Annotated in this window: 23 protein-coding genes; 8 read left to right on the forward strand and 15 right to left on the reverse strand. The window is 61.2% G+C overall.

The features are described 5' to 3' along the window. Window positions 1-21 precede the first annotated feature (21 nt). From mdcH to mdcA, 7 genes are read right to left on the reverse strand one after another with little or no spacing between them, the layout of a single operon-like run. Window positions 22-942 carry a malonate decarboxylase subunit epsilon gene (gene mdcH / locus JFT81_RS21790; RefSeq protein ID WP_201228978.1) on the reverse strand — a complete coding sequence of 307 codons (921 nt, stop codon included), beginning with the start codon at window positions 940-942 and terminating at the stop codon, window positions 22-24. Beyond that, window positions 939-1559: a malonate decarboxylase holo-ACP synthase gene (locus JFT81_RS21795; RefSeq protein WP_201228979.1), complete on the reverse strand. Its 621-nt coding sequence runs from the start codon at window positions 1557-1559 to the stop codon at window positions 939-941. The genes mdcH and JFT81_RS21795 overlap by 4 nt, the downstream gene beginning before the upstream one ends. Further along, a complete protein-coding gene (gene mdcE / locus JFT81_RS21800) occupies window positions 1553-2338 on the reverse strand; it encodes a biotin-independent malonate decarboxylase subunit gamma (protein WP_201228980.1) in 786 nt (261 codons plus the stop codon). The genes JFT81_RS21795 and mdcE overlap by 7 nt, the downstream gene beginning before the upstream one ends. Continuing rightward, on the reverse strand, window positions 2335-3186 hold the full coding sequence (locus tag JFT81_RS21805) for a biotin-independent malonate decarboxylase subunit beta (RefSeq protein ID WP_201228981.1): 852 nt from the start codon (window positions 3184-3186) through the stop codon (window positions 2335-2337). The genes mdcE and JFT81_RS21805 overlap by 4 nt, the downstream gene beginning before the upstream one ends. Continuing rightward, complete coding sequence (locus tag JFT81_RS21810; protein ID WP_007913697.1) at window positions 3179-3478, reverse strand: malonate decarboxylase subunit delta; 300 nt, start codon at window positions 3476-3478, stop codon at window positions 3179-3181. Before JFT81_RS21810 ends, JFT81_RS21805 begins: the two co-directional genes overlap by 8 nt. Continuing rightward, a complete protein-coding gene (locus JFT81_RS21815) occupies window positions 3478-4350 on the reverse strand; it encodes a triphosphoribosyl-dephospho-CoA synthase (protein WP_201228983.1) in 873 nt (290 codons plus the stop codon). Before JFT81_RS21815 ends, JFT81_RS21810 begins: the two co-directional genes overlap by 1 nt. Beyond that, window positions 4350-6020, reverse strand: coding sequence for a malonate decarboxylase subunit alpha (gene mdcA / locus JFT81_RS21820; protein WP_201228985.1), 1671 nt, complete (start codon window positions 6018-6020; stop codon window positions 4350-4352). Before mdcA ends, JFT81_RS21815 begins: the two co-directional genes overlap by 1 nt. Window positions 6021-6406: 386 nt before the next feature. Between mdcA and JFT81_RS21825 the strand changes: the two genes are divergently transcribed. Further along, window positions 6407-7567: an integrase core domain-containing protein gene (locus tag JFT81_RS21825; protein WP_201228987.1), complete on the forward strand. Its 1161-nt coding sequence runs from the start codon at window positions 6407-6409 to the stop codon at window positions 7565-7567. Window positions 7568-7631: 64 nt separating this feature from the next. On the opposite strand, the gene JFT81_RS21830 is transcribed toward JFT81_RS21825, so the two are convergent. From JFT81_RS21830 to pilG, 7 genes are all read right to left on the reverse strand, one after another. Then, window positions 7632-7997: a DUF6124 family protein gene (locus tag JFT81_RS21830; protein WP_201228989.1), complete on the reverse strand. Its 366-nt coding sequence runs from the start codon at window positions 7995-7997 to the stop codon at window positions 7632-7634. A 533-nt stretch (window positions 7998-8530) separates the two neighbouring features. After that, window positions 8531-9001: a chemotaxis protein CheW gene (locus tag JFT81_RS21835; RefSeq protein ID WP_137217437.1), complete on the reverse strand. Its 471-nt coding sequence runs from the start codon at window positions 8999-9001 to the stop codon at window positions 8531-8533. Further along, window positions 8994-14912, reverse strand: a complete 5919-nt coding sequence (locus tag JFT81_RS21840) for an Hpt domain-containing protein (RefSeq protein WP_201228991.1) — start codon at window positions 14910-14912, stop codon at window positions 8994-8996. The genes JFT81_RS21835 and JFT81_RS21840 overlap by 8 nt, the downstream gene beginning before the upstream one ends. Window positions 14913-14923: 11 nt before the next feature. Beyond that, window positions 14924-16984, reverse strand: a complete 2061-nt coding sequence (locus tag JFT81_RS21845) for a methyl-accepting chemotaxis protein (protein ID WP_201228993.1) — start codon at window positions 16982-16984, stop codon at window positions 14924-14926. Between the two features lie 359 nt (window positions 16985-17343). Further along, on the reverse strand, window positions 17344-17883 hold the full coding sequence (locus tag JFT81_RS21850; RefSeq protein ID WP_201228995.1) for a chemotaxis protein CheW: 540 nt from the start codon (window positions 17881-17883) through the stop codon (window positions 17344-17346). A gap of 10 nt (window positions 17884-17893) precedes the next feature. Beyond that, the gene (pilH, locus tag JFT81_RS21855; RefSeq protein ID WP_007913674.1) at window positions 17894-18259 is read right to left on the reverse strand and encodes a twitching motility response regulator PilH; all 366 of its coding nucleotides are present in this window, start codon (window positions 18257-18259) and stop codon (window positions 17894-17896) included. 60 nt (window positions 18260-18319) lie between these two features. After that, complete coding sequence (gene pilG / locus JFT81_RS21860; RefSeq protein ID WP_007913673.1) at window positions 18320-18724, reverse strand: twitching motility response regulator PilG; 405 nt, start codon at window positions 18722-18724, stop codon at window positions 18320-18322. 225 nt (window positions 18725-18949) lie between these two features. On the opposite strand from pilG, the gene gshB reads away from it, so the two are divergent. From gshB to JFT81_RS21895, 7 genes are all read left to right on the forward strand, one after another. Continuing rightward, a complete protein-coding gene (gene gshB, locus JFT81_RS21865) occupies window positions 18950-19921 on the forward strand; it encodes a glutathione synthase (protein ID WP_201228996.1) in 972 nt (323 codons plus the stop codon). Between the two features lie 166 nt (window positions 19922-20087). Beyond that, the gene (locus JFT81_RS21870; protein ID WP_201228997.1) at window positions 20088-20987 is read left to right on the forward strand and encodes an energy transducer TonB; all 900 of its coding nucleotides are present in this window, start codon (window positions 20088-20090) and stop codon (window positions 20985-20987) included. A gap of 240 nt (window positions 20988-21227) precedes the next feature. Next, complete coding sequence (locus tag JFT81_RS21875) at window positions 21228-21800, forward strand: YqgE/AlgH family protein (RefSeq protein ID WP_008077846.1); 573 nt, start codon at window positions 21228-21230, stop codon at window positions 21798-21800. Next, window positions 21800-22237 carry a Holliday junction resolvase RuvX gene (gene ruvX / locus JFT81_RS21880; protein WP_007913667.1) on the forward strand — a complete coding sequence of 146 codons (438 nt, stop codon included), beginning with the start codon at window positions 21800-21802 and terminating at the stop codon, window positions 22235-22237. Before JFT81_RS21875 ends, ruvX begins: the two co-directional genes overlap by 1 nt. 81 nt (window positions 22238-22318) lie before the next feature. Next, window positions 22319-22825, forward strand: a complete 507-nt coding sequence (gene pyrR, locus JFT81_RS21885; RefSeq protein ID WP_034153653.1) for a bifunctional pyr operon transcriptional regulator/uracil phosphoribosyltransferase PyrR — start codon at window positions 22319-22321, stop codon at window positions 22823-22825. Between the two features lie 27 nt (window positions 22826-22852). Then, window positions 22853-23857 (forward strand): aspartate carbamoyltransferase catalytic subunit, encoded by a 1005-nt coding sequence (locus JFT81_RS21890; RefSeq protein WP_095164512.1) that lies wholly within the window; start codon window positions 22853-22855, stop codon window positions 23855-23857. Then, window positions 23854-25125, forward strand: a complete 1272-nt coding sequence (locus tag JFT81_RS21895; RefSeq protein ID WP_201228998.1) for a dihydroorotase — start codon at window positions 23854-23856, stop codon at window positions 25123-25125. Before JFT81_RS21890 ends, JFT81_RS21895 begins: the two co-directional genes overlap by 4 nt. A 147-nt stretch (window positions 25126-25272) precedes the next feature. Here JFT81_RS21895 and JFT81_RS21900 read toward each other — a convergent pair whose 3' ends face one another. Next, window positions 25273-25692, reverse strand: coding sequence for a TM2 domain-containing protein (locus JFT81_RS21900; RefSeq protein ID WP_201228999.1), 420 nt, complete (start codon window positions 25690-25692; stop codon window positions 25273-25275). Between the last annotated feature and the right edge of the window lie 169 nt (window positions 25693-25861).

A 25861-nucleotide genomic window follows, 5' to 3' on the forward strand; every position in this document is an offset into this window, starting at 1 on the left:
GAAGCTTGAGTCGCGGCGGTTTTAGAGTTGGCGGTTTCCCTCCTCACGCAACAGCGCCTGCAAGGTGTCGAGGCGAGCACTGTCGAAGGCAGTGACCGTGCCCGAGTCGAACACCCGGCGCGCCAGCCCGGTCAGTACGGCACCGGGCGGCAATTCGATCTGTAGCCGTACGCCGCGCTCGTAGGCACTTTGCACGGTGCCGCGCCAGTCCACCACGCGGCACATGTTGAAGGCGAGGTCGTCGCGCAGCGCTGCTACTTTGGTCACAGGACGCGCGCGACTGCCGCTCAGGTAAGCGATTTGCGGGTTTCTCAGTTCAACCTTGGCGAAGGCTTCGGCGAGGCTTTGCGCCGGTTTTTCCAGCAGTGGACAGTGCGACGGCACACTCACCGCCAAGCGTTTTGCCAGACCGGCACCACGACTGCGCGCCAGTTCCGCCACCGCTTGCATGGCCTCGTCACTGCCGGCAATCACCACCTGATTGTCGGCGTTGATATTGGCCAGATACACCGGCGAATCTTCGCTGTGCACCTGCGCCAGCAGTGTTTCGACTGTGGACAATTGCAGACCGATGATCGCGGTCATGCCGTAGCCCTGTGGATAAGCCTGCTGCATCAGCTCGCCACGCAGGCTGACCAGATGCAACGCATCGCTGAAGCTCAACGCCCCGGCAACCACCGCTGCCGGGTAAGCGCCGATGGACAGGCCAGCGACGTAATCCGCCGTAAGTCCGTCGTGCAATAACTGTCGAGATGCAGCAACGCCAGCGATCAGCAGGCAAAGCTGAACCGCCCTTGTCGTGCGCAATGCTTGAGCCGAATCGAGCAGCAAAACATCTTCGCCAAGCACATCGCTTGCCTCGACCAGGGTTTCGCTGGGCAAGCGCTGAAGCATGCCCGCTTGCTGCGCGCCCTGGCCGGGAAACACCAGCAGACTGCTCACGCCGCTTGCTCCTGCGGGTTCCACGGGTCTGCTACCAGACAGGCCTGATGCGCGTTTTTCAGCAGCACCCGCGTCGACGCGCTGGCCCACTCACGCAGAGCGACAGCACCGAACGGCGTCTGCAATTGCAGATCGACCCGGCACACAGCCTGATCGAAAAGCGCGACCAGTTTGCGTGCCTGGTTACGCGTGATCAGCTGCGGTGTCCGCAGAATCAAATCGAGATCACTCGCCGCGTGCATCGCTTTAAAACCACTGGCCAATTCAAACCCGACGCTGCCGCTGACACCCCAGACCCAACCGCAGTCATCAAGCATTGGCCGCAGTTGTTTGAGCGCCTGCATCACTGGCAGATCGCGCTCGCTGTCGACGTGACACAACGCCTCGGGACTGACCCGACAGGCAATCGAATCGACCGCCATGAACGCCGCCAGCCGTTGCTCGCGCAGCACACCGCGCACGCCGACCGCGACAAAACCCTCATCACTCAACGCCCGCCGCACCACCACCGGTTGCCCAGCCGCCAGCGACTCGACTGCCCACTGCGGCGCATCCGCCGGCAGCTGCGCAGGCGTCATGCCCCAGAGCAGGTCGTGGGCCAGAGAGGTGCTCACCACTGCGCCCTCAGCAATTCGCGAACCTTGCTGGAGGCAGCACGATTGTTTGCGCCGAGACGATTGCTCAAATCAGTGCTGGCGACATCGCCGATGGCTTGGGTCAGGCATTCGCTCACCCGCGCCAGATCTTCCGCAGTCGGCTGTTCAATCTGCTGCACCGACAGGGTTTCCCAGAGCAAACCAAGGCTCGCGTAACTGTCGATGTCATAAGCCATCGGCGGCACGCTGGCGGCCAGCGCTTCCAGCTCTTCGACACTGCGCAACGTCACCCGCGCCGCCGACGCCTTGCCCATCGCATGCACCATCACCCCCGGATCACGCAGGGCGATCAAACGATTGGCCTGATAACCGTGCGCCAGAAAAGCCCCGGACATCGCCTTGCCGACCAGCAACGCAATCACCGGATGCCCGGCCAAACGCGCACGGGCATAACTGTCCGCCGCACCGGCCAGCGCCTGGTGAATGCCGAGTGCTTCTTCGCGACGACCGTAAGCCTGGCTCGGCACATCGACGATGGCGATGATCGGGCGCTTTTGCGCTTTGTCGCGGTCGGCAGTGATTGCGTCATCCACAGCCTTGGCCAAACCCCAGCCTTCGAGCAAGCCGACTTCGCCATTGCGCGCGCGTGGGAAACGACTATCCGGGTCAGCCACCACAGCGATAAAACGCCCCAGCTCACCGTCAGCCACCTTCAACGAGGCCGGCAGCCCTTCGACTGCAACAGCGCCCGCGCTCAAGGCGTTGAACCAGTTCAAACCGCGCAGTGAATAACCGCTCATGAGCGCTCTCCTTGATACAGATCGCGAACCACCGACGGTTCGATTTGCCGGTCAGTGTTCAGGTTGCCCAAGCGTTGCAGAAACCATTCGGCGCGTTGGCTACGCGGCCGCGCCGGCAAACCTTGCTGGAGCAATTCACCGACCTGCTGACGAATCTTCGCCACATCATCGGCGACATAACGATCCACCAGACCGCTGGCAAAACGCTGCTCGCCACCGGTCAGGCTCCAGATGAACGGCCGGTCGCGGGAATCGTATTCCTCGATCCCGGCTTCCTGCTCGATCACCTGCGGGCCGTTCAAACCGAGGCGCGCTTCCTGAGTTACCAGCAAATAGCTGCACAGTGCCGCCGCAATCGACATACCGCCGAAGCAACCGACGCTGCCGGCCACCACGCCAACCACCGGTTGGTACTGCTGCAAATCGACAATCGCCGCATGAATATCGGCAATCGCCGCCAGCCCGAGATTGGCTTCCTGCAAGCGCACACCTCCGGTTTCCAGCAGCAACAACGCGCGCGTCGGAATGCCTTTGCGGTTGTCTTCTGCCGCCAGTTCCAGCGCGCCGGCAATCTTCGCCCCGCCGACTTCGCCAAGGCTGCCGCCCTGAAACGCGCCTTCAATCGCAGCAATGACCACTGGCAAACCGTCGACGCTACCCTTGGCGATCACCACGCCGTCATCGGCTTGCGGCACCACGCCTTGGCGTTCGAGCCACGGCGACATCACCCGTTGAAACGGGTCGAGCAGTTCGCGAAAGCTCCCGGCATCGAGCAAGGCTTTCGCCCGTTGTCGCGCGCCAAGTTCGACGAAGCTGTGTTTGTTGAGCAGCGCTGCGCTGTCAGTCATGGCCGATCTCCTCGAAACCTTGTTCCAGCCGCAAACGCACCACGCCCGGTGTCGCACCAAAATCGTGGATATCGATGGCCATCGCCGGTGGCGTAGTGCCGTCGAACATCCGCGCAAACAGGTGCTGCCAACGCAACTGCGCGCCGTTGACCGAGGTCTGCACGTTGATGGTCAACTTGCCGGCCAGTCCCGGTTCGATCAGTACTTCCAGATCACCGGAACCGACACAACCGACCAGCGCACGACCGCGTGGCGGCTGCCCGGCGGGGAATTCAAACGATAGGGTTTCCATCAAAACGCTCCCTGAAGAATGCCGTCGCGCTCGATTCGGTCGAGCAGCAAAGTGGCGGCGAGCAAGTCGGCGGCGCCACCGGGCGAGGCATTCAATGCGATGAGTTGTTGATCCAGTTCATGCAGGCGACGACGGCCGCTGAGGCTGGCGCTGCCACCGGCGTCGAGCACCGCTTGCGCACCCTGTTGCATGGCGTGCAGGCCCTCTTCGCCGGCGCGGTAGAGCACGCAGGTGTCGGCCAGATGGGTCATGATCGCGAGCAAGGCGTCGAGTCGCGCGTTCTGTTCGCCGCTGGCGTTGGCGCGGCTGCGTTTGAGTTGCGGCAAACCCCGTTGCAGCACGGAAGGGAAGCCGAGTTGCGCTTCTTCGCGAGCGCCGCGTGCGCCGTAACGCAGGGCGACCTGGGCGCCGTGGCTCAGGGGTTTTGGTGCGTAGCAATCCTCCAGCAAGGCCAGACGTGCAGCACGCAGAGTGACTGCGTTGGCGCTGGAAGATTGCGGTTCCAGCGCAGCGGCCGTCACCAACAGACCCAATGCCCAGATTGCCCCGCGATGCGTGTTCACGCCGTTGGTGGTCGCGAGCATGGCTTGTTCGCCTTCACGGCCGATCCGGCCAATCGCTTCGCGTAGCGGTAATCCGACTTCGCCAATGGCCAGTGCAGCCTCGGCCATTTCCTTGAACGCCGGCCACAACGACAGCGCCGAAGCGTGCATCAGGCCGAGGTGCAAATCGGTGTGCGCGCCATTGCCGCGACGGTCGACCAGTGCCGGTTTCGGCGACAGATCGGCTTCGTCGATCAACGCGTCCACCGCCAGATCGGCCAATCGATCAGCCAGAGACAACGGTTTCGCTTGCAGGTTGAGTGCGTGCATTACCAGCTCCTGAATTTGGCGGGCGGGTTGTACAAACCGCCGGACCACTCGACCAGATCGGCCACGCTTTTTGCTGCGAGCAGCTCGCGGGTGGCGTCGGTGCGGCGGATGCCGAGGTCTTCTGGCAAGGCGATCAGGCCTTCGCGGCGCATGCGTTCGGTGTCTTTGGGGTTGTGGCGCAGGCCGATGGCAGTCACTCCCGCGACCGCAGCGATCATTGCCTGGCGCTCTTCCAGCGAACGCGCCTTGTACAGGTAGGCGATGCCTTCTTCGGTGAGCAAGTGGGTGACGTCGTCGCCGTAGATCATGATCGGCGCCAGCGGCATGCCGCTTTTCTTCGCCACGTCGACGGCGTCGAGGGTTTCGACGAAGGTCGGTTTGCCGCCCTCCTGAAAGGTCTCGACCATTTGCACCACGAGTTTCTTGCCGCGTTCGAGCATCGGTTGCTGCGAATCGTCGTGGCGCATGTCCAGCCACGCCGGGGTGCCGTGCCGACGACCGCGCGGATCGTGACCCATGTTCGGCGCGCCGCCGAAACCGGCCAGGCGACCACGGGTCACGGTCGAGGAATGGCCATCGCCATCGACCTGCAACGTCGCACCGATAAACAGATCCACCGCGTATTGCCCGGCCAGTTGGCAGAACATCCGGTTGGAACGCAGCGAGCCGTCGCGGCCAGTGAAGAACACGTCCGGCCGGGCGGCGATGTAGTTTTCCATGCCCAGTTCGGTGCCGAAGCAATGCACGCTTTCGACCCAGCCGCTCTCGATCGCCGGGATCAGCGTCGGGTGCGGGTTGAGCGTCCAGTTGCGGCAGATCTTGCCTTTGAGGCCGAGGGATTCGCCGTAAGTTGGCAGGATCAGTTCGATGGCGGCGGTGTTGAAACCGATGCCGTGATTGAGCGACTGCACGTTGTGTTTTTCGTAGATGCCGCGAATCGCCATCATCGCCATCAGCACGTGCACAGGCTTGATGTGGCGCGGGTCGCGGGTGAACAGCGGTTCGATGTAGAACGGCTTGTCGGCAACCACGACGAAATCCACCCATGAGGCCGGGATATCCACGCGGGGCAGTTCGCTGACGTCGTCGACCAATTGGTTGACCTGGACGATGACGATGCCGTCGCTGAACGCGGCCGGTTCGATCAGTGCCGGGGTGTCTTCGGTGCTTGGGCCGGTGTAGATGTTACCGGCGCGGTCGGCCATGAAACCGGCCGAGAGCACGACGTTGGGGATCAGGTCCACCACCAGCCGTGCGTAGAGTTCGATGTAGGTGTGGATCGCGCCGACTTCCAGCAAACCGTCTTCAAGCAACTGGCTGATGCGCAGGCTCTGGGTGCCGGCGAAGGAAAAGTCGAGCTTGCGGGCGATGCCGCGTTCAAACAGATCGAGGTGCTCCGAGCGGCCGACGCTGGGCATGATCATGTGCAGGTCGTGGAGCTTTTCGGGATCGGCTTTAGCGAGCGAGCGGGAGAGGAAATCCGCCTGCTTCTGGTTGTTGCCCTCCAGCACCACACGGTCGCCGGGATGGATCAGCGCTTCGAGCGCGGCGACGATCTTGTCGGTGGGCAACACCACACCGTCGGCCAGCCCGCGCACTTTGTCGAGACGGCGCTGCTTCTCATCGCGCCGCCGCGTCCAGCGCGAGTCGGGGGAAATTATTGTTGTCATGCTCACTCCACGGGGTTCGCTGTCGTGGAGCTAAGGTAGGCGTGTGGGATGGGGGCATCAATCAAGCACGGTGGTGAATCATTACGCTGAGCGTAATGGTCAAGAGCGCCCTCACCCTAGCCCTCTCCCGGAGGGAGAGGGGACTGATTGGGGGATGCTCAAGGGATACGCCGACCTGATCGTGCTTTACCGAATCCATAATCGACTCGCTTTACCAAACCCACAATCGACTCGGTTTTTCAGGTCGATGTATGACGCCAGACACCTCGGTCGGCCCCCTCTCCCTCCGGGAGAGGGCTGGGGTGGGTAAAGACCGGGTACATCCTTTACGTTTGAGACCGGGGACATGGTTTACAGGTATCAATCATGGTCAGGAGGTGCTGACCATGCCCTGGAATCAAGAGTCCCCAATGGATCAACGAGTGAAGTTAGTCAGCGACTGGCTTGGCGGCAGTTTCACCAAGAGCCAATTAAGCCGGCGCTATGGCGTCAGCCGTCCAACCATCGACAAGTGGCTGGAACGGTATGCAGCGCTGGGCGTGGATGGCTTGAAAGAGCAATCGCGTAAGCCATTGAATTGCCCTCATCAAACGCCCGACGAAATCATAGCCACGCTGCTGACCAAGAAAAACGAGCATCCCGATCGGGGGCCTAAGCAGATCATTGATCGTCTGCGCGTCTCCGATCCGGATATCCACTGGCCGGCCGCGAGTACCGCCGGGATATGGTTGAAGAAGGCTGGTCTGGTCACTGCGCGGCGCCCCTATCCCGTGCGCCCACGCGCTCCGACGCATTTGCGTCCGGTCGACCAACCCAATCAGACCTGGTGTGCCGATTACAAAGGGCAATTCAAAATGCAGGATGGCAATTGGTGCTATCCGCTGACCATTACCGACCAGATGAGTCGCTATCTGCTGCTTTGCCGGGCATTGCCCAGCACGCATGGGGAGCCCACGCGGCAGGGCTTCGAGTGGGCCTTCCGGGAGTTTGGGTTGCCGGATGTGATTCGCACGGACAATGGCGCTCCCTGCGCATCAACGGGTTTGGCGCGTTTGTCGAAGTTGTCGGTGTGGTTCATCAGGCACGGAATTCACGTCGAGACAATTACACCTGGCCGTCCCGACCAAAATGGCCGGCACGAACGGATGCACCGAACGCTGAAAGCAGCGGTATTACGAACACCTGCGGAAAATCTTGTGCGCCAGCAATTGGCCTTTGAGGATTTCATCCAGGACTTCAATCAGGTTCGACCGCACACCGCGTTGGACATGAAGCCACCCGCTTCGGTGTATAGCCCGTCGTTACGACCCTACCCCGGTTACCTGCCAGCGGTTGAATATGGCACTGACGTTGAAGTGCGTAAGGTTCGTTCGAACGGAGAGTTCAAATGGAAAGGACAGCTGATTTTTCTGGGAGAGGCACTGATCGGCGAAGAGATCGCGCTGAAGGAGGTGGCTGATGATGTGTGGGAGTTGTACCTTTGCACCTTCTGTTTAGGCAGGCTTGAACGCGGCGCTAAACGCGTAGCAAGCCTGGAAAAGGTGTAAACGATGTCCCCGGTCTAATGTGTAAAGGATGTACCGGTCTCTACAGTGAGGGTAAGCTTTTTCGCTACTCCGTCGGCACCAATCTGTCCAACACGCGATTGACAGCCATTTCCGCCACCATCACCACTTGAGCGATGCCTTGCAGGGTTTTGCGGTGCGTGCCTTCAACCATGGCTGCGTGATTGTTGAGCATCACCGTGGCCGAGCCGAGGGTTTCGCTGGCGTCGGTCAGCAGGGATTCGGTGTCTGCATTGGGGTTGGCCATGTACAGCGTGTTCGGGGAGTAGGGCGTGGCCATGAGGTCGGCGTTGGTCGGGCCGAGGTAATGGTCGAGGGCGCGTTCGGCGGCTTCGTGGAATTTCTTGGAGTCGGGGGATTCGTAGGGGGATGCCGGGTCGGTGGGCGGCGGGTTAGGCGTTACTTTGAACATGGGGATGAACCTCTATTAGGCCTCACCATCTCGCTGCTAAACGGTAGGGTGGCGGCTATGCGCAAGTTAGCAGACCGGTCAAACCCCAACCCGGCGCACCCGAAGGTGCCATGCGCACAGCCACCATCAAGCGCAGGCGAATGCCTGACTGGATGAGACTTGTACAACCGAGGTAAGGACAAAGCCGGGCTGCTAAACCCGATCACTGGGAATCAGTGACCCGATCCACGTTACGCAGCCAGCCCACGGCGCACAAGCCGGCGGATTCTGGTACATGCGTAGGCAGCGGCGCAAGGATTTGTAGGCCAGGGAGCCGTAACACCGGGTGTCTTTAAACAGATGTGCCGGAAGGCGTTTATTGCACCGCAGAAATGAGGATTTGCCTGTAGGAATATGGTGATGCAACTGGCCCCATCGCTGGCAAGCCAGCTCCCACAGTGTCCGAGTTGTATTCGAATTTTGTGAACCACACAAAACCCTGTGGGAGCTGGCTTGCCAGCGATGAGGCCCGTCAGAGCACCACAAATTCTGGATCAGTGGACCAGCCCAGCATCCACCAACAACTTCTCCAACCCCAACAAATCCGGCACCTTCGCCACCTGCTCCCCGACCTGCACCGCCGCCTGCTCCAACGCACACAACGGCACATCGACATAACTCAACTGACTGTCGAGCTTGTAAGAGCGCGGAATCCCCTGCACCAGCAGGGCAATGAACTTCAACTCCGGCAATCCACCGAGGGCATTCAAAATCACGATCCGCGCGCGCTCGCCAATGACGATTTTCTGCCCGCACGCCGACTCAAAACTCAGCAACGGAATCTGCCGCTCACGCCACTTCACCCGCCCCAGATACCACGGCGGCGTGTCCAGGTCGAAGGCGCTGGCCTGATAGTCGATCAACTCGGCGACGGCGACGTTGGGCAGGATCAAATTGCGATCCGCCAGTGGCAGCAGCAGACCAGTCAACTGACTGCTGCGCTGATTGTGTCGGCGCTCATGCATGTTTCTTGCTCCACTGGGCAATGCTTTCGAGCAGCACCGATTCCTGGTACGGCTTGCCGAGGTAGTCGTTGACGCCGATGGCCATGGCGCGGTCGCGGTGTTTCTGGCCGGTGCGCGAGGTGATCATGATGATCGGCAGGTGTCGCAGGCGTTCGTCGTTGCGCACCTGGGTAGCGACTTCGAAGCCGTCCATGCGCGGCATTTCGATGTCGAGCAGCATCAGGTCGGGCATGTGTTCTTCCAGCAGCAGCATGGCGTCGACGCCGTCCTTGGCGGTCAGCACGTTCATGCCGTGGCGTTCGAGTAAACGGCTGGTGACCTTGCGCACGGTAACTGAGTCGTCGACCACCATCACCAACAGCGGTTTTTGCGGTTCGCTGTCGATCTCCGGCAGCGTCGGCGTCTGCACGACGCGCGCCTGCATCGCGCGGATCGGTGCGAGCAGATCGAGAATCAGCACTACCCGGCCATCGCCGAGAATCGTCGCGCCGGACACGCCTTGCACTGCCGCGAACTGCGCGCCGAGGCTTTTGACCACGATCTCGCGGGTGCCGGCCATGGCATCGACCTGCACCGCAATGTGCCGGTCGTTGTAGTGCACCAGCAGCACCGGCAACGGCAGGTTCTGCCCGAGCAGTTTCGGCCGTGGCGCGGTTTTCAGCAGTTCGCCGAGGTAGCACAGTTCATAGGTCTGGCCAGCGTACTGGTAACGCGGCGGATCAACCCGAAAGTGCCCTTCCAGATCATTCGGCAACACCCGGACGATGCCTTCAATGGTGTTCAGCGGAATCGCGTACTGATCCTCGGCGCACTGCACCATCAACGCACGGTTGACCGACACGGTGAACGGCAGGCGAATACGAAAATGCACGCCCTGCCCCGGCACCGAATCGATGCTCATGCTGCCGCCCAACTGGCGCACCTCTTCGTGCACCACGTCCATGCCGACGCCGCGCCCGGAAATCTGGGTGATCTTCTCGGCGGTGGAAAACCCCGGCTGGAGGATGAACTGCAACACGTCGCGGTCGCTGATCTCCGCTTCCGGCGCGAGCATGCCGCGCTTGATTGCTTTGCGCCGCACGGCTTCCAGCGGCACGCCGGCGCCGTCGTCGCGGATGTCAAAAACGATGTCGCCGCCCTCGCGGGACAGATCCAGAGTGATCTGCCCTTGCGCCGGTTTACCCGCTGCCAGCCGCACTTCGGCCGACTCCAGGCCATGATCGACGGCGTTGCGCAGCATGTGTTCCAGTGGCGCGGCCATGCGCTCGAGCACGTTGCGATCCATCTCGCCTTCAGCGTTGCCGACGGTGAAGGCCACGTCTTTGTTCAGTTCTTCAGCGACCTGGCGGACGATGCGTTTGAGGCGCGGCAACATCCGTTCGAACGGCACCATGCGCGTACGCATCAGGCCTTCCTGCAATTCGGTGTTGATGCGGCCCTGTTGCTGCAACAGGTTTTCCGCGTCGTGGTTGCGGCGGTCGAGGGTTTCCTTGAGGTCGAGCAAGTCGGAGGCGGATTCGAACAGCGCTCGCGACAATTGCTGCAACTGCGAATGACGGTCCATTTCCAGCGGGTCGAATTCTTCGTAGCCCAGACGCTCGGCATCCACTTGCTGACGGCTGAGAATCCGTCCCTGGGTTTCCGTGTCGAGTCGGCGCAACTGGTCGCGCATGCGCTCGATAGTGGTTTCCATCTCGTTCAGGGCAATCTGCGCGTCGTTGACTTGTTGCTCGATGCGACCACGGAAGATCGACGTTTCGCCGGCCAGATTGACCAGCTCATCGAGCAGTTCAGCGGAGACCTTGACCATGTCCGCGCCAACCTCGGCGACCGGTGGCGCTTGCTCGGTTTTGGCTGGAAGCGGCACAAGCGGCGGTGTCTCGACGGTCGCCGGATGGCTGAAATTCTGGATCGCATTGATCAGCCGATCCGCTGGCGGACACGGCTGCCCGGCGCGCACCCCATCGAGCATTTGCGCCAGGCGGTCATGGCCGCGCTGCACCAGCGCGAACAGCTCCGTCGATGGCTGCAACGTCCCGGCCGAGAGACTTTCATAAAGGTATTCCAGCTCATGGGCGAGGTCGCCAATCGGTCCGATCTCGACCATTCGCGCGCCGCCCTTGAGCGTGTGCAGGTCGCGTAAAAGAGTTTCCACTTCCTGCCGATTGCCCGGTTCGGCCTGCCAGCGCAACAACGCGGCGCCGGAGTTCTCGATAATGTCGAAACCTTCTTCGAGGAAGATGTCCAGCAACTCAGGATCATGCCCGGCGCTGTCGTGTTGTGCGGCGTGCGGCGTTTCATTGAGGGTCTGGCCCTGACGCACCTGCCGGATCGTCTCGATCAGCTCTTGCGCCGGGGTCAGCGGCTGATGGTTTTGCAGTTGCTCCAGCAACAAGGCCAAACGGTCATGACCCTTGTGCAGCAAGCGACCCAAGGCATCGTTGTGACTGTAGCGCCGATCACCCAGGCCTTCATAAAGGCTTTCCAGTTCCTGGGCGAGGTCGCCGATGGCCTCGACTTCTGCCATGCGCGCGCCACCCTTGAGGGTGTGCAGATCGCGTTGCAGCGACGACAGTGGCGCGGCGTTGTCCGGGTCGCTCAACCAGCGCTGCAAGGCCTGGCCAGCGCTGTCGAGAATGTCCACGGCCTCTTCGAGGAAGATCTCGACGATCTCATCGTCCGGTGCCGGGGAAGCAGCGGTTTTCGCCAGCTCGGCAGTCGCTGCACCCAGTTCGCGAATACTCAGCGTGCGGCTACCGTCGCTGCGAATCAGGCCCATCGACGACGGGTCGAGGCTTTCATCGAGCAGCTCATGCAGCGCCCGAATCCGCGCCGGTTGCGGCGTGACTTCCTGGCCGGCGGCCAGTTCGTCGAGCATGTTGATCAGCGCTTCGTGGGCGTTCTGTGCCTCGTGGAAAAACCGCTCGCTGACCGCCAGACTGCTCTCTTCCACGGCGCCATAGAGGTCAAGCAAGGCTTCGCACAACACGTCGACCGGCAGCAGATCAGCGAGGTGCGCGCCTTCGCCCAGCGTCGTCAGTTCATCCAGCAACGCACTGAGTTCCTGACGCTCGCCGGGGTGTTGCTGCCAGCGCTGCAACAAGCTTTCGGCGTCGAGCAGGATGTCCATGCCCTGGGCGAGAAAGTTGTTGAGCAGTTGCGGATCGCGCTTGATCCGCAGGCCGGTGTTAGGCGCGTTGAGGATCGATTCCAGACGTTCGGAAAGCAGCGTGTCGGTGCGTTTGATCAGCGACTGCGCACCGACAATCGGCGCCAGCGGATCGTGCTTGAGCTGACGCAGACCGACGCGAAATAGGCCTTCGGCTTCGAGGAGCAACTCCACTTCGTCGAGATCCAGCGGCAACTGATGCGCCTTGAATTCGCGGGCCAGTTGATCAAGCGGTGCGGCGAGTTCGGCAATCGGCAACACGCCGGCCATCGACGCGCTGCCCTTGAGCGTGTGCAAGGCACGCTGCAATTCGTCGCTGGCTTGCAGCGGCACATGCTCGGCGGCTTGATCGAGAAAACGGTTGAGGCTGGCCAGATGGGTTTCCGCTTCGTTGCGGAAGATCTCCAGCAACAACGGGTCGAGCGCCGCGACATCCGCGACGTCTTCGGCGGCCAGCGGTTCAACGCCTTTGGCCAGGGCATGCGCGCGGGCGGCGAGTTGATCGACATCGCTGCGTTGACGCTGGCTGTTGGTGGCGAATTCGTTGATCAGTTCGGGCAGCAACAACACTGTGTCGGTGAGCAGTTGTTGCACCACCGGGCCGGGCTCGACGCTTTGTTCAAGCACGCGGTTGAGCAGGTTTTCCACCGCCCAGGCGAGTTCACCGAGGATCAGTGCACGGACCATGCGCCCGCTGCCCTTCAAGGTGTGGAAGGCCCGGCGCAGTTCGGTCAACGCCGGACGATCCTGTGGATTGGCTGTCCAGCGCGGCAAGTACTCGTGAAGGATTTCGAGGACCTCATCGGTCTCTTCGAGAAACACTTCGCGCAGTTCATCGTCGACCGGTTCTTCATCGGCTGGCGGCGGCATCAGGCTGCCGGGGGTGACCCGCGCGGGCGGATTGACCGATGACACCGGGCTTGCAAGAACGTCGGCCAGCGACTGCACAATCTGCGGATCGTCGAGCGCCTGCATGTCCTGCATGACCAGCGCTTCGCTGGGGCTGAGCACGTCGTCGAGTACCGGCACATGCTGCGCACCGGGCTGTTCATCGGGCTGCTCATCGGGGAAGAAGCCCAGACTGGCGAGGGATTTCTGCGCAACATCCAGCAGTTGTTCACCCGGCGCCTGCGGGTCGTCGCTCAAGCGTTCGAGGTAGTACTCAAGGCTGCTGATGACATCGGCCAGATGATCCAGTTGCTCCCAACCCGGCTCATGTGGATCGAGCAGCAAGTGTTCACGGATAAAACCGTTGCAGGCCTCGACCAGGCTCGCCGCACGGCTCAGCGGAATCATCGCCAGCGCACCGCGCACCTGGGTCAGCAGCGCCGGCAGCGGTTGCAGTTGCTGGCGATCCCAATCGGCGTCGATGTAGTCGACGATCATGTCCTTGGCCTGTTGCAGGCAGATGCGCGCTTCCTTGATCACGATCTGATGGATCTGCGTCAGGTCGGTGGTCGGCAGGCGCGAATCTTCCGGGCTTTCCGGCTCGACAGTGCCGACCATCCCGGCCAGCGTCGCCTCGACATAGAGCAAGGCGCCGGCAACGTCCATCAGGATCGCATCGTTCGGTTCGCGCTGACCTTGGGCGAGGCTGAGCACCACCGCCAGTTGATCGATGATGACCTTGCGCGGCTGGCCAAAACCGAGCACGGCCAAGGTGTCGGCGATCTGCCGCAGCGGCGCCAGCAACGTCTCCAGATCCGAGGTGTGCTGACGGTCGCTGCGCACGAACAGGTCGAGGCGTTCCTTGACCCGCACCAGTTCTTCGCACAGCGCCGCCAACACCGAGCGCATGGCGTCGCGGTCGGGGCCGGCGAGGCGCGCGCGCTCTTCGTCGAGCATCGCGCTGTCGGGCAACGCGTCGTCCAGGGAGTAGCGATCTTTCATGGTCAGCATCTGCCCGGTGGGGTGTTCGGCTTTGGCAATATAGAACAACAGGCTTTTCAGCAGCTCCGCAGGTGGCGGCTGGTTGAGGCCGGGCATGCCTTGCTCGAGCAGACGCTTGAGTTCCTTGTCGGCATCCTTGAACAGGCTGCGCAGCGCGGGGCTGTTGGCAATCGCGCCTTCGCGCATGCCCTCGACCAGCGCCGAGGCGACGTGCCACAACGGGCTCAACGGCGCCTCGCCGCTCAAGGCTTCAAGGCGTGTGAAGACTTTCGCCAGATACCCAAGGTGCGTCTGGTCGTCTTGCTCACGGAGCAAACCGACCAAAGCCATTTGCAGCATCTGACGCAGTTTGCGCAGCACGTTCGGCAGCTCTGCCGGTTCCAGCAGCGCCAGTGCCTCTGCGCTCAGCGGCGGCAGCTCCGGCAGTTGCGGGCTGAACAGGCTGGTTTCCGACAACAGGCTTTCGCCCCGGGCGCTGCGCAGATCGTTGATCAGCGGCAGCACCACCAACGGCAAATCGCGGCGGGCGCTCTGTACGCGGTCAAGGTAGATCGGCAATTGCCCGAGGGCTTGCAGCAACAGGTGCAGGGCTTCGTCGCGGTGGCTGACGCGCTCGTGCTGCAAGGCTTCGACCAGATGCTCCATCTCTTCGGCGAGCAAAGCGGCGCCGTAGAACTCGACCATCTGCAAGCTGCCGTGCACCTGATGGATGTAATCCAGGCACTCGTCCAGACCGGGAAAGGCCTGCGGATCATCAAGCACGGCTTCAATCGCCTGATGCGCCTGTTTCAGCGTTTCGGCAATTTCGCCTTTGACCCATTCGAGGGCCACGTAGTCGTGGCGATCACCCATAACCGCTCCGATCACACTTTATCCGTCGCCGGCGCGGACGCTGCCGGCAAGGTGAATCCAGACACCGAACGGCGCAACTGACTGGCCATTTTTGCCAGATTGCCGATGCTCTCGGCGGTGGCCGTGGAGCCGGACGACGTTTGCGAGGTGATCTGCTGGATCACGTTCATCGTCAGCGAGATCTGCCCGGCCGACGACGTCTGCTGCTGCGCCGCGTTGGAGATGCTTTGAATCAGCGCCGCGAGGGTCTTCGAAACGCCTTCGATTTCTTCCAGGGCCACACCGGCATCCTGCGCCAGTCGCGCGCCGCGCACCACTTCGGTGGTCGTCTGCTCCATCGAAATCACGGCTTCGTTGGTGTCGGTCTGAATCGCCCGCACCAGGGTTTCGATCTGCCGGGTGGCGGCGGATGAACGCTCGGCCAACCGTTGTACCTCGTCGGCGACCACGGCAAAACCGCGTCCGGCGTCACCGGCCATCGATGCTTGAATGGCGGCATTGAGGGCGAGGATGTTGGTCTGATCAGCAATGTCGTCGATCAGGCTGACGATGTCGCCGATCTCCTGCGACGACTCACCCAGACGCTTGATGCGCTTGGCGGTGTCCTGAATCTGTTCGCGAATGTTGTCCATGCCGTGAATGGTGTTGTGCACCACCTCGTTGCCCTTGTTGGCAATTTCCACGGAGCGCTCGGCCACTGCCGACGATTCGGCGGCGTTGGCCGAGACCTGATCGATGGACTGCGCCATGTCGCTGATCGCTGTAGACGCTTCGGAAATCTGCTGCGCCTGATGCTCCGAGGCTTGCGCCAAATGCATGGCGGTGGCTTGGGTTTCCTGCACCGCAGCGGCAACCTGGCCGGCGGTGAGGTTGATGGTCGCGACCAGATCACGCAATTGGTCGACCGAGTAGTTGATCGAGTCGGCGATGGTGCCGGTGAAGTCTTCGGTCACCGAGGCGGTCACCGTCAGATCGCCGTCGGCGAGGTCTTCGATTTCATCGAGCAGACGCATGATCGCGTTCTGGTTGCGCTCGTTCTTCTCAGCGGTTTCGCGCAACTGGCGATTGGTTTCGCGAACCATGACCATACCGATGAGGATGATCGAGGCCAGCGCCAGCAAGCCCAGCACGTAGCCACCGATGGTGTCGGTGCTGCGCCCGCCGGCGAGGTTTTCGAAACCGCTGGCCAGGTGTGAGGCTTCGTCGAGCAGGGTTTGCGAGAGGCTGAAGATATTGGTGGCCGACTCACGCACCTTGAACAGTTCCGGCGAGGTTTCGAGGATTTCGTCCACGGAGCCGGAGACGAACTGGAACAGTTCGGAGATTTCACTCAAACGGGCGCGGGCGTCGTGGTCTTCGACCTGGCTGATTTTCAGCGTCGGATTGCCCTGGAGCATGCCGTTGAGCACTTGGCCGAAACGGGTGGCGTCGCGGCCAAAGGCGTCGGCGGCTTGCTGGGAATTTTCGTCACCGGCGAGCACAGTGTTGACCGCACCGAGAATGCGTTCGGCCAGCAACGATTGACGCTGGGCCATCGCCACCTGCGCGGCCGGGGCGCCACGTTGCAGAAGAATTTCGACGACTTTTTCGTATTCGATTTGCAACTGCGGCACGGTTTCGGCCAGCGTCGCGGCGACTTGATGCAGCGACAGCACGGTCTGTTCGCTGGAGAGAATGGCGTCGGTGTTTTTCAGCAGGCGTTCCCAGTCCAGCTGCACGGCGCGCATTTCCGGGCGCACGGTGGCGGGGGCCGGTGGCAGTCCGGTGGCCGGGTCGCCCTTCTTCAGGTAACCCCAGCGCTGGGCGAAATCGTTGCGCGCATCACTCAGCAGTTTGAACGCGGCAGCCTTGCCGGCGGCGGCTTCAGTGGCGTTTTTAGCGATGCGTTGCGAGAGCACGCGCAGTTCACCGGCATGTCCGATGTACTGTTTGTCGTAGTTCGCCTGGGTGTTGAGGTAAGCGAAGTTGGCGAACAGCAGCATGATGAACACGATCAATGCGATGAACAGCACAATGATCTGCGAGCGACTGCGCGATCCTTCCGCCGGCTTGCCTGTTTTTGCTTTTATCATCGGTCCTCGCCTGTTTGAAGCTCATCGAACAACCTGTGGGAGCTGGCCTTGTGTAAGGAAGTCCTGTGGTAATGGAGTTCTTTAGAGATGGGGTTATGTGGCGAGGGGATTTATCCCCGTTCGGCTGCGAAGCAGTCGCAAAATTTTGCATGCACTGACGATGGTCAGCCCATTGCAGACTTTGGGGCCGCTGCGCGACCCAACGGGGATAAATCCCCTCGCCACAGGTTTATTTCACCCACAAATTCCCTCATCCACACATCCACTCACTACAAAAGCCCTTCACCACAGGATCTTCTCAACCCCAATATTTCCTCATCACAGAGTTGATTCCCACAATGGGTTCTCCGTTGTTGCGGTTATATCGCGACGCTCATGAACACCGGGGATCTGGCCAGCGCAAACAGGCTGAACACTCGCCAGTTCTGCTCACGCCGGAAATAGCCTTTGACGAACTCGGCCTTCGAGCCCTGACGCTTGCTGATCGAAATGGGCTCGAAGCTGTCCTGCTCAAAGTGCTGCAAGCCAATGACTTCATCGACCATCAGCCCGGCAAACACATCCCCATGCTCGACCACCAGCACCCGGCGCTGTTTGCGCAGCGGCGATAGCTCATGCCCGAAAAAACCGCACAGATCCATGATCGGCAGCAGTCGTCCGCGCAGGTTAGCCACGCCTTTGACCCACGGTTTGACCCCGGGCAATTGCGTGAAACGCGGTTCGTGCAGCACTTCGCTGACTTCGCCCATCGGCGCCACATACCAATGCTCGCCGAGGCGAAAGCCGATGCCGCTCCAGCGATCCTGGCGCGCCGGTTGCGACGGCAAGTCTGCCGCCAGCAAGCGGCAGCGCTGGTCGATCTGCCAGATCAGTTCGAACGCGGTCAGCGATTCGCTCATGGTCGCGCGATCAGCCTTTGAGCACGTTGTTCAGGGTCTTGATCAGGGTGTCTTCGTCGACCGGTTTGGTCAGGTAGTCCTTGGCGCCCTGACGGGTGCCCCAGACCTTGTCGGTCTCCTGATCCTTGGTGGTGATGATGATCACCGGGATATGGCTGGTGTCGGCGTCCTTGGTCAACTGGCGGGTGGCCTGAAAACCATTGAGGCCGGGCATGACGATGTCCATCAGCACCGCGTCGGGTTTTTCCTGACGGGCCAGGGCCACGCCATCGGCGCCGTTTTCGGCCTTGAGCACTTCATGGCCGTGCTTTTCGAGCATGCCGGTGAGTTTGTACATTTCAGTCGGCGAATCATCGACGATCAGGATACGTGCCATGGTTTTCCCCATTTTTCTTGTCGACGCCCGGCCCGCTGGCCGCGTGTCTCTGTGCGTGTCTTACTGCGGCAAAACGGCGGCGAAGCCCGGAACATGGGCCTGGATCGCGTTGAGCAGTTCTTCCTTGCTGAAAGGCTTGGTCAAAAATTGATCAGAACCGACAATCCGCCCCTTGGCCTTGTCGAACAAGCCGTCCCTGGACGACAGCATGATCACCGGTGTGGCCTTGAACGCGCTGTTGTTCTTGATTAAAGCGCAGGTCTGATAACCATCCAGACGCGGCATCATGATGTCGACAAAAATGATTCCGGGGTGGTTGTCGGCGATCTTCGCCAACGCGTCGAAACCATCGATCGCCGTGATCACTTCGCACCCGACATTTTTCAACAATGTTTCGGCGGTGCGACGAATCGTTTTCGAGTCGTCGATCACCATGACCTTCAAGGCGCTGGACTGCTGTTCCATAAGGGGGCTCTACCGTCGCCTTTGCGAATCAAATTGTCCGTTTTGCGATGACTGATGACCGGAAACCCTTGATGCTCAAGGGCCAGCACGGCATGGCAGCCTTTTTAGCACAGTCTCTACATGCAATCTATCGACGGGTTTTCCCTTGACCGAAAACCCTGCCAGCGCCACTCTGGCGGCACTTTTTCAATACCGATCCGGTAGCCAATTTTCGAGGAAAACCCAATGAGCGTTCGCGTCGGGATTGTCATGGACCCTATCGCCAGCATCTCCTATAAAAAGGATAGCTCGCTGGCCATGCTGCTGGCTGCGCAGAAGCGCGGCTGGGAGCTGTTCTATATGGAACAGCGCGACCTGTACCAGGGCGAAGGTCAGGCACGGGCGCGCATGCGTCCGCTGAAAGTCTTCGCCAACCCGGAAAAATGGTTCGAACTGGACGCCGAGCAGGACAACCTGCTGAGCGATCTGGACGTGATCCTGATGCGCAAGGACCCGCCGTTCGACATGGAGTTTGTCTACTCCACTTATCTGCTCGAACAAGCCGAAACCGCTGGCGTGCTGGTAGTGAACAAGCCGCAAAGCCTGCGCGACTGCAATGAAAAACTGTTCGCCACGCTGTTCCCGCAGTGCACGCCGCCGACCGTGGTCAGCCGTCGCGCCGATGTGCTGCGTGAATTTGCCGCGAAACACGGCGATGTGATCCTCAAGCCGCTGGACGGCATGGGCGGCACGTCGATCTTCCGTCACCGCGCCGGTGATCCGAACCTGTCGGTGATCCTCGAAACCCTGACCGCCCTCGGTGGCCAGCAGATCATGGGCCAGGCTTACCTGCCGGCGATCAAGGACGGCGACAAACGTATTCTGATGATCGACGGCGAGCCGGTGGATTATTGCCTGGCGCGGATTCCGGCGCAGGGCGAAACCCGTGGCAACCTTGCCGCTGGTGGTCGTGGTGAAGCGCGTCCGCTGACTGACAAGGATCGCTGGATCGCCGCTCAGGTCGGCCCGACCCTGCGCGAGAAAGGCCTGCTGTTCGTCGGTCTCGACGTGATCGGTGAAAGCCTGACCGAAATCAACGTCACCAGCCCGACCTGCATCCGCGAAATCGACAACGCGTTTGGCACTGACATCGGCGGCATGCTCATGGATGCTATCGAGAAGAAGCTGCAAGCCTCTAGCCGCAAGCAGCAAGTCTGACGGCCAGCTACAAGCCGCAAGCCATGAGCTACAAGCTTTTACTTGCAGCTTGCCGCTCGAAACTTGCAGCTGCCCTTATGTCGCTTGCCACTTGAAGCTTGCAGCTAAAAACCAACATTGCGTTATCATGCCGAGCCCGTAAAAACGCGATGTTGGTTTTTCTGTCATGACCCTCCCGTCCGATCTGCCCGTTGAACTCGCCCATCGTGGCGTGCGCCCGGCCGATCGCCTCGGATTTACCCTGTTTCTCGCGGCGCTGATTCATTTGGCGCTGCTGCTGGGCGTCGGCTTCACGATGGTCGAGCCCAAGCAGATCAGCAAAACCCTGGAAATTACCCTCGCCACCTTCAAGAGTGAGAAGAAGCCAGAGAAGGCAGACTTTCTCGCCCAGGAACATCAGGAAGGCAGCGGCACGCTGGACAAGAAGGCAATCCCGAAGACCACCGAGGTCGCGCCATTCCAGGACAACCAGGTCAAAAAGGTCACTCCGCCGCCGGCCGCCAAGCCGCAAGTGCAGGAAGCCGCGCCCAAGGCAGCGGTGACCACCGTCGCGCCGCAGCCGAAAAAAGCGCCGACCAAGAAAGAAGAAGCCAAGACCGAGGTCAAGCCGACAGTCGACGCGCCGGAGTTCGACAGCTCGCAGCTGTCCAGCGACATCGCCAGCCTCGAAGCCGAACTGGCCAAGGAACAACAGCTGTACGCCAAACGCCCGCGCATTCACCGTTTGAGCGCGGCGTCGACCATGCGCGACAAGGGCGCCTGGTACAAAGACGATTGGCGCAAGAAGGTCGAGCGCATCGGCAACCTCAATTACCCCGAAGAGGCTCGACGCAAGCAGATCTACGGCAATTTGCGCCTGATGGTCTCGATCAACCGCGACGGCTCGCTGTATGAAGTGCTGGTGCTGGAGTCTTCCGGTCAGCCGTTGCTGGATCAGGCAGCGCAGCGCATTGTCCGACTGGCGGCGCCATTTGCCCCGTTTACCGGGGACTTGTCGGATATCGACCGTTTGGAAATCATCCGCACCTGGAAATTCGCCCGCGGCGACAAGCTCTCCAGCAACTGAATATTCCTGTAGCAACGAGATTCATTGTGGCGAGGGGATTTATCCCCGTTCGGCTGCGCAGCAGTCGCAAAACCATCATTCACGGAGTGTCAGCAGACCGTACCAATCGATTCAGGGCCGCTTTGCGCCCCAACGGGGATAAATCCCCTCGCCACAAATGCCATGTTCCAACAAGCGGTCTGTGTTGTTGTCAGCATCTCCAGCTTGTCAGTTCGCCCCCCGAACGCCACACTAGCGCACATGAAAAACGTCAGCCCCAGCTACCTCAAGCATCAATTCCTGATCGCCATGCCACACATGGCCGACCCGAACTTTGCCCACACCTTGACCTACATCGTCGAGCACACGGCCAATGGCGCTATGGGGATTGTGGTCAACAGACCGCAAGAGCTGAATCTGGCCGACATTCTTGAGCAATTGCGCCCGGACATCGATCCGCCGGCCCTCTGCCAGCATGTGCCGATCTTCATCGGCGGCCCGGTGCAGACCGATCGCGGTTTTGTGTTGCACCCGGCGGGCAAGACTTTCCAGGCCACTGCGCAACTGGACGGTGATCTGGCTCTGTCGACCTCGCAAGACGTGCTGTTCGCCATCGCGGACGGCGTCGGCCCGGCAAAAAGCCTGATCGCCCTCGGCTACGCCGGTTGGGAAGCCGGGCAACTCGAAGCCGAAATGGCCGACAACGCCTGGCTGACCTGCCCGTACGACGCCGACATCCTGTTCAACACCAGCAGCGAACTGCGCCTCGAGGCTGCGGCCAGGCACCTGGGGATCAACCTCAGCCTGCTAACCAGCCAGGCGGGGCACGCCTGATGGCCCTGCGCCTGATTCTCGGCTTCGACTACGGCACCAAACAGATCGGCGTCGCGGTCGGCCAGGTGATTACCGGCCAGGCCCGCGAGCTGTGCACCCTGAAAGCGCAAAACGGCATTCCCGACTGGAATCAGGTTGAAGCGCTGTTCAAGGAATGGAAGCCCGACGCCGTCGTCGTCGGCCTGCCGCTGAACATGGACGGCACGCCGAGCGAAATGTGCCTGCGCGCCGAGAAATTCGCCCGCCGCCTCAATGGCCGCTTCAACGTGCCCTTCTATACCCACGACGAACGCCTGACCACTTTCGAGGCCAAGGGCGAGCGTCTGGTGCGTGGCGGGCAAAAAGGCAGTTACCGCGACAACCCGGTCGATGCCATCGCCGCCGCTCTGCTGTTGCAGGGCTGGCTCGATGAAAACACCGCACTATTTGAATCCTGACAAGCGCTTCGGCGCTTTTCTTTTGGCTAAAAACCCAGTCATGTCCGGCAGGACGAGTCTCGGGTCAAAGAAGGAGCAACCATGAGTCTGCCCAATCCCGCCGATCTGATCAGCCAGATGGCGACCCGCCTCAAGGCGCACCTTGCCCAGCGTGAAATCACTGAACCGCGATACATCGGCATTCGCACTGGCGGCATCTGGGTCGCGCAGGCACTGCTCAAGGAGCTGGGCAGCGACGCGCCGCTGGGCACGCTGGATGTGTCCTTCTACCGCGACGACTTCAGCCAGAACGGTCTGCACCCGCAAGTACGGCCGTCCGCCCTGCCCTTCGAGATCGAAGGCCAGCATCTGGTGCTGATCGATGACGTGCTGATGAGCGGCCGCACCATCCGCGCCGCCATGAACGAATTGTTCGACTACGGCCGCCCGGCCAGCGTGACGCTGGTCTGCCTGCTGGATCTGGACGCCGGCGAGCTTCCGATCCGCCCGAACGTGGTCGGCGCGACCCTGTCGCTGGCCGCTCACGAACGGGTGAAGCTGTCCGGCCCCGAGCCGCTGACGCTCGAACTGCAAGACTTCAACCTTTAATCCGCCCTATTGAGAGTCCCCCTCGCGATGACGCCTCTAGATACCAAGCGCCCGCTGCAGCTCAATGATCAGGGCCAGCTGCGCCACTTCCTCTCGCTCGACGGCCTGCGCCGCGAGTTGCTGACGGAAATCCTCGACACTGCCGACTCGTTCCTCGAAGTCGGTGCCCGGGCGGTGAAGAAAGTCCCGTTGCTGCGCGGCAAGACCGTGTGCAACGTGTTCTTCGAAAATTCGACCCGCACCCGCACCACCTTCGAACTGGCCGCTCAGCGGCTGTCGGCGGACGTGATCACCCTGAACGTGTCGACTTCGTCGGCAAGTAAAGGTGAAACGCTGCTCGACACCTTGCGCAACCTCGAAGCCATGGCTGCTGACATGTTCGTCGTGCGCCACGGTGATTCCGGCGCCGCACACTTCATCGCCGAACATGTTTGCCCGCAAGTGGCGATCATCAACGGCGGCGACGGCCGTCACGCTCACCCGACGCAGGGCATGCTCGACATGCTCACCATCCGTCGGCACAAGGGCAGTTTCGAAAACCTCTCGGTGGCCATCGTCGGCGACATCCTGCATTCGCGGGTGGCGCGCTCGAACATGCTTGCCCTGAAAACACTCGGCTGCCCGGACATCCGCGTGATCGCGCCGAAAACCCTGTTGCCGATCGGCATCGAGCAGTACGGCGTGAAGGTCTACACCGACATGACCGAAGGCCTGAAAGACGTCGACGTGGTGATCATGCTGCGCCTGCAGCGTGAACGCATGACCGGCGGCCTGCTGCCGAGCGAAGGCGAGTTCTACCGCCTGTTCGGCTTGACCACCGCGCGCCTGGCCGGGGCCAAACCGGATTGCATCGTCATGCACCCGGGGCCGATCAACCGCGGGGTGGAGATCGAGTCCGCAGTGGCCGACGGCCCGCACTCGGTGATTCTCAATCAGGTCACTTACGGCATCGCGATTCGTATGGCTGTGTTGTCCATGGCCATGAGCGGACAAACCGCGCAGCGTCAATTCGAGCAGGAGAACGCCCAGTGAAGCTCAGCATTCTCGGCGCACGCGTCATCGATCCAAGCAGCGGCCTGGATCAAATCACCGACATTCACGTTGAAGCCTGCAAGATCGTCGCCCTCGGCGCGGCCCCAGCGGGTTTCACGGCAGTGGAAACCATCGACGCCCAAGGCCTTGTCGCCGCACCGGGCCTCGTCGACCTGAACGTGGCCCTGCGCGAGCCGGGCTACAGCCGCAAAGGTTCGATCGTCAGCGAAACCCGTGCAGCGGCCGCTGGCGGTGTGACCAGCCTGTGCTGCCCGCCGAAAACCAAACCGGTGCTCGACACCTCGGCCGTGGCCGAGCTGATCCTCGACCGCGCCCGTGAGGCCGGCAACACCAAGGTGTTTCCGATTGGCGCGCTGAGCAAAGGCCTGGACGGCGAGCAACTGGCGGAGCTGGTGGCCCTGCGCGACGCCGGTTGTGTGGCGTTCGGCAACGGTCTGGAGAGTTTCCGCAACACCCGCACCCTGTGCCGGGCGCTGGAATATGCGGCGACCTTCGATCTGACGGTGATTTTCAACTCGCAGGACCACGATCTGGCTGAAGGTGGCTTGGCTCACGAAGGCGCGGTGGCCAGCTTCCTCGGTCTGCCGGGGATTCCGGAAACGGCTGAAACCGTGGCGCTGGCTCGTGATCTGCTGCTGGTCGAGCAAACCGGCGTGCGCGCACATTTCAGCCAACTGACCAGCGCTCGCGGTGTGGCGCTGATTGCTCAGGCTCAGGCCCGTGGTTTGCAGGTGACGGCGGATGTGGCGCTGTATCAACTGATCCTGACCGATGAGGCGCTGATCGACTTCAACAGCCTGTATCACGTGCAGCCGCCGCTGCGCACTCGCGCTGACCGTGATGGGCTGCGCGAGGCGGTGAAGTCCGGTGTGGTCTCGGCGATCTCCAGTCATCACCAACCGCATGAACGTGACGCCAAACTGGCGCCGTTCGGTGCGACCGAGCCGGGCATCAGCAGTGTTGAGCTGTTGCTGCCATTGGCGATGACGCTGGTTGAGGATGGCTTGCTGGATCTACCGACGCTGCTCGCCCGTTTGAGCGCTGGCCCGGCCGAGGCGTTGCGCCTGCCAGCGGGCAAACTGACGGTGGGTGGTGCGGCGGATATCGTGCTGTTCGACCCGCAGGCTTCGACGGTGGCCGGTGAGAACTGGTTGTCAAAAGGCGAGAACTGCCCGTTCCTGGGGCATACATTGCCGGGCGTGGTTCGTTACACCTTGGTGGACGGCCGGATCAGCCACCAAGCTTGATACCAAGGCATATTGTGGCGAGGGGATTTATCCCCGTTCGGCTGCGAAGCAGTCGCGAAGCCATTGCACGCGGTGGATCCTATCCACCGCGTTCTCGGATTCAGGGCCGCTTCGCAGCCCAAAGGGGATAAATCCCCTCGCCACGGGTTACTGGAAGGCGCCGCGATTCTGCGCGTTGCGCACCGAGACCTGATCATTCAGTGTCCAGAAGTCATACAGCACGCCAACAAAGAACAACCCGCCCGTCAGCAGATACACCAGCCCGCTGATCCACTTCCCCTGGTACATCCGGTGCACACCGAACACCCCAAGGAACGTCAGCAGAATCCACGCGACGTTGTACTCGATCGGCCCTGCGGTAAAACGCAGATCGGCTTCGCGATCCATCGCCGGGATCAGAAATAGATCGATCAGCCAACCAATGCCCAGCAAACCGAAGGTGAAAAACCAGATCGTCCCGGTCACAGGTTTGCCGTAATAGAAGCGGTGAGCGCCGGTGAAACCGAAAATCCACAGCAGATAACCGATGACTTTGCTGTGTGTATCCTGGGATTGATAGCGGTTCATGAATGACCTCATTTGCCTCGATAGATAAATATTTTCTGCATCTGTGTGACTTTTTTATGTCGAGCCGACAAGTGGCTCGTCACTGTTACACCTTGCGCAAAGCCTTGTGGGGCTTGGGTTCTGTCCGACAATTGGCTCAATTTACCGCTTGTTGAACGAAATTGACCCC

The organism is Pseudomonas sp. TH43 (assembly GCF_016650635.1).
Taxonomy (GTDB): Bacteria; Pseudomonadota; Gammaproteobacteria; order Pseudomonadales; family Pseudomonadaceae; genus Aquipseudomonas.

Excerpts from the sequence above, each read along its gene's own strand:
- mdcE (WP_201228980.1), bottom strand. The coding sequence starts at position 2,338 with ATGAGCGGTTATTCACTGCGCGGTTTGAACTGGTTCAACGCCTTGAGC.
- JFT81_RS21805 (WP_201228981.1), bottom strand. The coding sequence starts at position 3,186 with ATGACTGACAGCGCAGCGCTGCTCAACAAACACAGCTTCGTCGAACTT.
- JFT81_RS21810 (WP_007913697.1), bottom strand. The coding sequence starts at position 3,478 with ATGGAAACCCTATCGTTTGAATTCCCCGCCGGGCAGCCGCCACGCGGT.
- JFT81_RS21815 (WP_201228983.1), bottom strand. The coding sequence starts at position 4,350 with ATGCACGCACTCAACCTGCAAGCGAAACCGTTGTCTCTGGCTGATCGA.
- mdcA (WP_201228985.1), bottom strand. The coding sequence starts at position 6,020 with ATGACAACAATAATTTCCCCCGACTCGCGCTGGACGCGGCGGCGCGAT.
- JFT81_RS21825 (WP_201228987.1), top strand. The coding sequence starts at position 6,407 with ATGCCCTGGAATCAAGAGTCCCCAATGGATCAACGAGTGAAGTTAGTC.
- JFT81_RS21830 (WP_201228989.1), bottom strand. The coding sequence starts at position 7,997 with ATGTTCAAAGTAACGCCTAACCCGCCGCCCACCGACCCGGCATCCCCC.
- JFT81_RS21835 (WP_137217437.1), bottom strand. The coding sequence starts at position 9,001 with ATGCATGAGCGCCGACACAATCAGCGCAGCAGTCAGTTGACTGGTCTG.
- JFT81_RS21840 (WP_201228991.1), bottom strand. The coding sequence starts at position 14,912 with ATGGGTGATCGCCACGACTACGTGGCCCTCGAATGGGTCAAAGGCGAA.
- JFT81_RS21845 (WP_201228993.1), bottom strand. The coding sequence starts at position 16,984 with ATGATAAAAGCAAAAACAGGCAAGCCGGCGGAAGGATCGCGCAGTCGC.
- JFT81_RS21850 (WP_201228995.1), bottom strand. The coding sequence starts at position 17,883 with ATGAGCGAATCGCTGACCGCGTTCGAACTGATCTGGCAGATCGACCAG.
- pilH (WP_007913674.1), bottom strand. The coding sequence starts at position 18,259 with ATGGCACGTATCCTGATCGTCGATGATTCGCCGACTGAAATGTACAAA.
- pilG (WP_007913673.1), bottom strand. The coding sequence starts at position 18,724 with ATGGAACAGCAGTCCAGCGCCTTGAAGGTCATGGTGATCGACGACTCG.
- gshB (WP_201228996.1), top strand. The coding sequence starts at position 18,950 with ATGAGCGTTCGCGTCGGGATTGTCATGGACCCTATCGCCAGCATCTCC.
- JFT81_RS21870 (WP_201228997.1), top strand. The coding sequence starts at position 20,088 with ATGACCCTCCCGTCCGATCTGCCCGTTGAACTCGCCCATCGTGGCGTG.
- JFT81_RS21875 (WP_008077846.1), top strand. The coding sequence starts at position 21,228 with ATGAAAAACGTCAGCCCCAGCTACCTCAAGCATCAATTCCTGATCGCC.
- ruvX (WP_007913667.1), top strand. The coding sequence starts at position 21,800 with ATGGCCCTGCGCCTGATTCTCGGCTTCGACTACGGCACCAAACAGATC.
- pyrR (WP_034153653.1), top strand. The coding sequence starts at position 22,319 with ATGAGTCTGCCCAATCCCGCCGATCTGATCAGCCAGATGGCGACCCGC.
- JFT81_RS21890 (WP_095164512.1), top strand. The coding sequence starts at position 22,853 with ATGACGCCTCTAGATACCAAGCGCCCGCTGCAGCTCAATGATCAGGGC.
- JFT81_RS21900 (WP_201228999.1), bottom strand. The coding sequence starts at position 25,692 with ATGAACCGCTATCAATCCCAGGATACACACAGCAAAGTCATCGGTTAT.